The organism is Arthrobacter sp. TMN-49 (genome assembly GCF_054511095.1).
Map to the genome: position 1 here is coordinate 1 of NZ_JBTNDH010000061.1, position 6,407 is coordinate 6,407.

The 6,407-nt window shown below is 62.4% G+C and carries 5 protein-coding genes and 7 tRNA genes; 11 read left to right on the forward strand and 1 reads right to left on the reverse strand.

The features are described 5' to 3' along the window. Positions 1-147 precede the first annotated feature (147 nt). Positions 148-222: transfer RNA gene (locus ACX80E_RS16910), tRNA-Val, on the reverse strand. A 477-nt stretch (positions 223-699) separates the two neighbouring features. Here ACX80E_RS16910 and ACX80E_RS16915 point away from each other — a divergent pair. The 11 genes from ACX80E_RS16915 (at position 700) to rpe (ending at position 6,261) form a co-directional block, all read left to right on the forward strand. Continuing rightward, positions 700-772: transfer RNA gene (locus tag ACX80E_RS16915), tRNA-Gly, on the forward strand. A 24-nt stretch (positions 773-796) separates the two neighbouring features. Further along, positions 797-870 (forward strand) — tRNA-Cys (locus ACX80E_RS16920). 48 nt (positions 871-918) lie between these two features. Further along, a tRNA-Val gene (locus tag ACX80E_RS16925) sits at positions 919-990 on the forward strand. Positions 991-1,052: 62 nt separating this feature from the next. Next, positions 1,053-1,125 (forward strand) — tRNA-Gly (locus tag ACX80E_RS16930). Positions 1,126-1,202: 77 nt separating this feature from the next. Continuing rightward, a tRNA-Val gene (locus ACX80E_RS16935) sits at positions 1,203-1,274 on the forward strand. 62 nt (positions 1,275-1,336) lie between these two features. Continuing rightward, positions 1,337-1,409, forward strand: a tRNA-Gly gene (locus ACX80E_RS16940). Positions 1,410-1,541: 132 nt separating this feature from the next. Then, positions 1,542-2,384: a cytochrome gene (locus tag ACX80E_RS16945; RefSeq protein ID WP_459303235.1), complete on the forward strand. Its 843-nt coding sequence runs from the start codon at positions 1,542-1,544 to the stop codon at positions 2,382-2,384. A gap of 80 nt (positions 2,385-2,464) precedes the next feature. Continuing rightward, a complete protein-coding gene (def, locus tag ACX80E_RS16950) occupies positions 2,465-3,031 on the forward strand; it encodes a peptide deformylase (protein WP_459303236.1) in 567 nt (188 codons plus the stop codon). Beyond that, positions 3,028-3,948 carry a methionyl-tRNA formyltransferase gene (locus ACX80E_RS16955; RefSeq protein ID WP_459303237.1) on the forward strand — a complete coding sequence of 307 codons (921 nt, stop codon included), beginning with the start codon at positions 3,028-3,030 and terminating at the stop codon, positions 3,946-3,948. The genes def and ACX80E_RS16955 overlap by 4 nt, the downstream gene beginning before the upstream one ends. Further along, entirely contained in the window at positions 3,945-5,510 is a 1,566-nt protein-coding gene (locus ACX80E_RS16960; protein WP_459303238.1) for an RsmB/NOP family class I SAM-dependent RNA methyltransferase, read from the forward strand. The genes ACX80E_RS16955 and ACX80E_RS16960 overlap by 4 nt, the downstream gene beginning before the upstream one ends. A 73-nt stretch (positions 5,511-5,583) precedes the next feature. Continuing rightward, positions 5,584-6,261, forward strand: coding sequence for a ribulose-phosphate 3-epimerase (rpe, locus tag ACX80E_RS16965; protein ID WP_459303239.1), 678 nt, complete (start codon positions 5,584-5,586; stop codon positions 6,259-6,261). The last annotated feature ends 146 nt before the right edge of the window (positions 6,262-6,407 follow it).

Below are 6,407 nucleotides of genomic sequence, written 5' to 3' on the forward strand. Positions count from 1 at the left end.
CAACCCGAAAAGGGAGGAGGGGGGGCTTGGGGGGACGTGGGAGGACGACAGACCGGGGGAAAGCGCCCAAAACGGCCCCCGGAGCGGATTTGGGCACGAAAAAGCCCCGACGAACAGCTATTGGGCTGTTCGGAGGGGCTATTCTCTTGGTGGGCGATACTGGGTTCGAACCAGCGACCTCTCCGGTGTGAACGGAACGCGCTACCACTGCGCCAATCGCCCAAAGTACGTCCATCATGGTCGCCAGGCGAACCATGCACGTTCCTTGGTGCGTTCAAAACAATAGCTCAAACTTTCCCGCGCTCATAATCGCTTGGTATCGACGGCGCAACGGCCCCGGGCACCCCATAATTGCCACACACCTGTTCGCCCGAGCGCACCGGCGCCCGGGGGGAGCGTCAAGGAGTAGGGGAGTGGCCGGCGTCGGACCTTAGAGCCCGGAATGTGACGAGCGCCACACTGGTATTTTTGCGCGAGAGGGCCAAAAGTGCCCCGAAACTGCCCCAGAATCACACGGCTGTAATTCGAATGAAGTGCCCATAATTCGCGCCGTTGCAACGTTCTTGAGCGTCCGGGTGAGCCAATGTGCGGTGGCTGACGCCGTCGATTTGGTGATTGGGAAAGGCCTCGGGTATTGTTTTTACCGCAGCAACACGGACTACCGAAGCGGAGACGCAAACGGGAGAAAATGATGCACATGCGGTTGTAGCTCAGCTGGTAGAGCACCACCTTGCCAAGGTGGATGTCGCGAGTTCGAATCTCGTCAACCGCTCGCATGACACTGTTCAGTATTCACGGTGGGGTGGCCGAGAGGCGAGGCAACGGACTGCAAATCCGTGCACACGGGTTCGAATCCCGTTCCCACCTCCAGTTTGACTGAAACAAGGTATTTTGCTGTAGAGTTCAGCGGGATGCATTGGGCGATTGGCGCAGCGGTAGCGCGCTTCCCTGACACGGAAGAGGTCACTGGTTCGATCCCAGTATCGCCCACGAATGAGCGTGGCAGCTCGTTCTTCTGATGTAAATCAGACCTTGTAGTACAGCGGTATATTGCGGTCGTAGCTCAGCTGGTAGAGCACCACCTTGCCAAGGTGGATGTCGCGAGTTCGAATCTCGTCGACCGCTCGGACGTATGCATGAACTGCCGGAATCCTTGTGGGTTCCGGCAGTTTTGTGCGGTGCACCTTAATTTGGTGCAACTTGGGCGATTGGCGCAGCGGTAGCGCGCTTCCCTGACACGGAAGAGGTCACTGGTTCGATCCCAGTATCGCCCACGAATGAACATGGCAGTTCATTCTCCTGATGCAAATCAGGCACTGTAGTAAAGCAGTATATTGCGGTCGTAGCTCAGCTGGTAGAGCACCACCTTGCCAAGGTGGATGTCGCGAGTTCGAATCTCGTCGACCGCTCGGACGTACGTATGAACTGCCGGAATCCTTGTGGGTTCCGGCAGTTTTGTTTAATCCTCGACTTTTGCGGGTTATCCACAAAAGCGTCCTTGGCTGCGCCACGGTGTCCGACGGTAGTGGAATAGTAGAGGCATGACAGCACCAGCTTTGGCTCACAGCACCGAATTGGGGCGCATGTACGCCCGATCCCTGCAGGACCCACCCAAGGTCCCCTCCATCACCACGGTGATTGGCCAGCAATCCAACACCTTGGACGGCTGGATTGGCTACATGGCGGCTACTGCCGTGGCGCAACACCCTGACCTGGGGGCGGCCGTGGGGAATCCTGGGCAGCTACGCACAGTGGTCCGGGACAGTTCCAACGCGGCCGAACAATTCCGGGACGCTGCGGCGGCCCGTGGCGACCGGGTACACAACTATTGCGAGCAGGTGGCCCTGCGCGCTCTGGACCGGCCGCACCAACTGGCCGAAGCCCGTGAAGCCCTGGCCAGCCGCGGCGAGGAGAACTTTGCCTTGCGCTTTGACACGTGGTGGGACGAGTATCAGGTCAAGCCGCTGGCCCCGGAGATCACTGTCTGGAATGAAGCCCTTGGCTACGCAGGCACCCTGGATTTGGTGGCGACCATTGGGGGAAAGCTCTGCATCATCGACTACAAGACCAAAGGCACCGACAGGAACGGCCAGGTTAAGAGCCTGGACGCCAAGGTGGTCATGCAGTTGGTGGCGGGGATGAAGGCCGAGGAGTCAATTGTTGATGAATCTGCTGGCACCTGGGAGGCGTGGAAGTACGGTCAGGACCCCATTTTGCTTGGCGTTGCCATCGGTGAAACGGAGGTTAGAACACTGCGGGCCAACCCCGAGGTGCTGAAGGCTCACTGGTTTAAGTTCGCCTCACTGCGGCGGGTGTGGCAAACCTCATTGGATGCTGCCGCGGCCGGGGCTCCTTTGCTGGAAATCTCGCCGCCGGGACGCTGAGCGCCAACTAGACTTAGAAGCCCTAGCATTATCGTGAACCGGAAACGGTACGCATCAATTCCAAAGTGAGGTGCCCGCCCATGGCCATCCTGAGCATTCGCATTATTGGCGACCCTGTCCTGAGAACAGTGGCCGAGGACGTGACCATTTTTGGCCCCGAACTGGCCAAGCTCATTGAGGACATGCACCAAACCATGGTGGATGTTGGCGGCGCCGGTTTGGCGGCACCCCAAGTGGGTGTCAACAAGCGTATTTTCACGTACTCGGTGGCGGGCCAAGAGGGCCACATCATCAACCCGATCTTGCTGGCCAGTGATGACTTCGCCCCCGCACAAGAGACTGAGGGCTGCTTGTCGGTGCCGGGCCTGGGCTTTTCGGTGGAGCGCCACCGGTGGGTGCGCATCACAGGTGTTGACAAGGATGGCCAGCCCATCGACATGGAGGCCACAGGCGTGCTTGCCAAGTGCTTCCAGCACGAAACTGACCACTTGATGGGCAAGCTCTACGTGGACCGCCTCGAGGGCGAGGACCGCAAGGAAGCCTTTCGCGCCATCCGCACGGCAAATTACCATGACATTACGGCACAGACTGTTGCCAAGCGGGCCCGCACGGTGGGTTCGGCCTTTGGTGCAGGCGCCGCCCAATGAGGGTACTTTTTGCCGGCACACCAGCTGTAGCCTTGCCGTCCCTGGAGGCTCTACGGGCCGCCGGGCATGAAATCGTGGCCGTGCTGACCCGCCCGGACGCGCCGCTGGGCCGCAAACAGGTGCTCACGCCGTCGCCCGTTGCGGCCCGTGCGCAAGAGCTTGGCTTGCCCGTGATCAAGGCCAACAAGATCGACGCCGACGCTGCTGCGGCCATCGCCGCCGCGGCACCCGAGGTGGCTGCCATTGTTGCGTACGGGGCGCTGATCCCCGAAAGTGCACTGAGCATCCCCGCCCGGGGCTGGATCAACCTGCACTTCTCCTTGCTGCCCGCCTGGCGCGGCGCGGCGCCCGTACAGCACTCCGTCATCAACGGAGACCAGGTCACCGGTGCCTCCACGTTCCTGCTGGAAAAAGGGCTCGACACCGGCCCTGTCTACGGCACCATGACCGAGGGCATCCGCCCCACCGACACCAGTGCGGAGCTGCTGGAACGGCTCTCACACAGTGGGGCCGTGCTCCTGGCCCAAACCATTGACGGCCTTGTCTCTGGTGCGCTCAGCAGCGTCCCCCAGCGGGGCGAAATTTCTCTGGCCCCCAAACTGAGTTTGGCGGACGGCCACGTGCGCTGGCAGGATCCGGCCCTGGCCATTGACAGGCGGGTGCGCGGTGTCACCACCGAACCGGGGGCGTGGACGCTTCTGGCCGGTCAGCGTTTCAAGCTGGGACCAGTGGTGCCGCGTCCCGACATTACGGATTTAGCGCCAGCGCAGCTCCGGGTCGAGGCCAAGGCTGTGCTGGTGGGCACGGGATCGCACGCAGTGGAGCTTGTGACTGTACAACCAGCAGGCAAAAAACTTATGAAAGCAACAGACTGGGCCCGCGGCCTGGCCAACAAGGAAGATGTGGTGTTTGAATGACCAGCGAGCAAGGCGGACGTTCGGGCCCCCACAACAATGGTTCGGGCGGGGCGCCCCATTCCGGCGGCGTTCGACGCCGTGACGATGCCGGGCGCGAACGGAACCGCAGCGCCACGCGTAACCGGACCGAAGCCGCCCCCGGGAAGCGCACCCGCGTAGCGGACCCGGCGCGGCTGGTCGCTTTTGAGGTGTTGCGGGCGGTGTCCGCCGATGATGCCTACGCCAACCTGGTGCTGCCAACACGCATCCGCCGCCACGGCCTGGACCGCCGCGACGCCGGCTTCGCTACCGAACTCACCTACGGGGCGCTGCGTGCTCAGGGCACCTATGACGCCATTTTGGCCCAGTGCGTGGACCGCCCGCTGAGCGAGTTGGATCCGGCCATTTTGGATGCCTTGCGTATTGGTGTGCACCAGCTGATGGCCATGCGCGTGCCGACTCACGCAGCCCTGGATCAGACAGTTGGCCTGGCCCGTGCCGTGATTGGTGCCGGCCCGTCGGGTCTCATCAATGCAGTGTTGCGAAAGGTGGCGGCCAAGGAATTGCCGCAGTGGCTCAATGAACTCACCGAAGGTCTCAGCGATGAGGTGAAGATCGCCTCGATTGAGCATTCCCACCCGGAATGGATTGTGCGGTCCATGCGCCAGGCCCTGGTGGCCCATGGTCGGGACGTCTCCGAGATCACGGCGTTGCTGGAGGCCGACAACGAGGCACCCGTGGTTAACCTGGTGGCCCTGCCCGGCCTGGGTGATCTTTCCGAAGCGTTCGACGCCGGGTTTACCCCGGGGGAGCTGGTGGCGGATTCCGCACTGTCCTCCGGCGGCGACTTGAGCCGTTTGGAGAGTGTGCGTGACGGTTCCGTCCGTGTTCAGGACGCCGGTTCGCAGTTGGTGGCCAGGGCGTTGGCAGCTGTGGAGATCACCTCCGAACGGAGCGACGGCGAAGAGCGCTGGCTTGACCTGTGCGCCGGCCCCGGTGGCAAGGCGGCGCTGTTGGCTGCCCTGGCCGCAGAACAGGGCGCCTGGATTCTGGCCAACGAGCCCTCCGTCCACAGGGCCAAGCTGGTCTCCCAAGCACTCACCGCGGTGCCGGCCGAGAGCTGGACCGTCCGCACAGGTGACGGTCGGGACATTGGCAAGGAACACCCGGAGGCCTTTGACAGGATCCTCGTTGACGCGCCCTGCACAGGGTTGGGGGCCTTGCGCCGTCGTCCCGAATCCCGGTGGCGCCGCAAGCTCTCCGACGTGACCCAGCTTGGCCCGCTGCAGCGCGAACTGCTGACATCGGCCGTGGCGGCGGTCAAGCCCGGGGGAGTGGTGGCGTATGTGACGTGTTCCCCGCACGTGGCCGAGACCATTGCTGTGGTGGAGGACGTGATGCGCAAGCGTGACGATCTTGAACTGCTCGACGCCGGCGCGGCACTTGACGCTGTCAGCCTCAGCCACCAGCTCGGTGCCGGAAACACCGCCTCGGCCGTGCCCGCCCACCAGAAAATGGCGCAGCTGTGGCCGCACATTCACCAAAGCGATGCCATGTTCTTGGCGTTGATCCGCAAGAACTGACCTCCGGCCCCGGGCTGCACACGCCCGGGGCACACCAGCACAGCCGTCCCGGCAGAAACGATGAGGCTTATCCGTGAGAGACACTTCGCTCCAATGCTGTATCAACCCCAGCATTCTGTCCGCCGACTTTGTCAATCTCCAAGCGGAATTGGCGCGCATCAGCAACGCCGACGCCGTGCACGTTGACGTCATGGACAACCACTTTGTGCCCAATCTGACCCTGGGGTTGCCTGTGGTGGAAAGGATTCAGCAGATCAGCCCCATCCCGTTGGATGCGCACCTGATGATTTCCGAGGTTGACCGGTGGGCACCGCTTTATGCCGACGCGGGGTTGGCGTCTGTCACATTCCATGTTGAGGCGTCCGACGCACCCATCAAACTGGCCCGCGAACTGCGGGCCAGGGGGGCCAAGGCGGGTATGGCGCTGCGCCCGGCCACACCCGTGGAGCCGTACCTTGACATGCTCCCGGAACTGGACATGCTGCTGATCATGACGGTTGAACCGGGCTTTGGCGGGCAGGCGTTTCTTGAGGTGACCTTGCCAAAGATTCGCCGGGCCAGGGCTGCCATTGAGGGTAGCGGCGTCAACGTGGCCATCCAGGTGGACGGCGGCATTACCGAGGAAACCATTACCCGCGCAGCCGAGGCCGGGGCCAATATTTTTGTGGCCGGATCAGCTGTGTACGGCATGCCGTCACCGGCGGAGGCCATCGAATCCCTGCGAGCCAAGGGGCAGCTGGCTTTCGGCTAGCCTCCCCCTTGATTCTGTGTCGCAGTTATTGGACCGGATCTTGAATTTTAGGGGTGGTTGCAACACTGGGTGGTTAGCTTGGTATCAGTAGATCACGGAATACTTCGGCTGGTGTTTTCCAGCCGAGTGACTTGCGGGGGCGTGCG

Bases quoted from the DNA above. Each gene is read 5' to 3' on its own strand.
- ACX80E_RS16945 (WP_459303235.1), top strand. From the start codon at position 1,542: ATGACAGCACCAGCTTTGGCTCACAGCACCGAATTGGGGCGCATGTAC.
- def (WP_459303236.1), top strand. From the start codon at position 2,465: ATGGCCATCCTGAGCATTCGCATTATTGGCGACCCTGTCCTGAGAACA.
- ACX80E_RS16955 (WP_459303237.1), top strand. From the start codon at position 3,028: ATGAGGGTACTTTTTGCCGGCACACCAGCTGTAGCCTTGCCGTCCCTG.
- ACX80E_RS16960 (WP_459303238.1), top strand. From the start codon at position 3,945: ATGACCAGCGAGCAAGGCGGACGTTCGGGCCCCCACAACAATGGTTCG.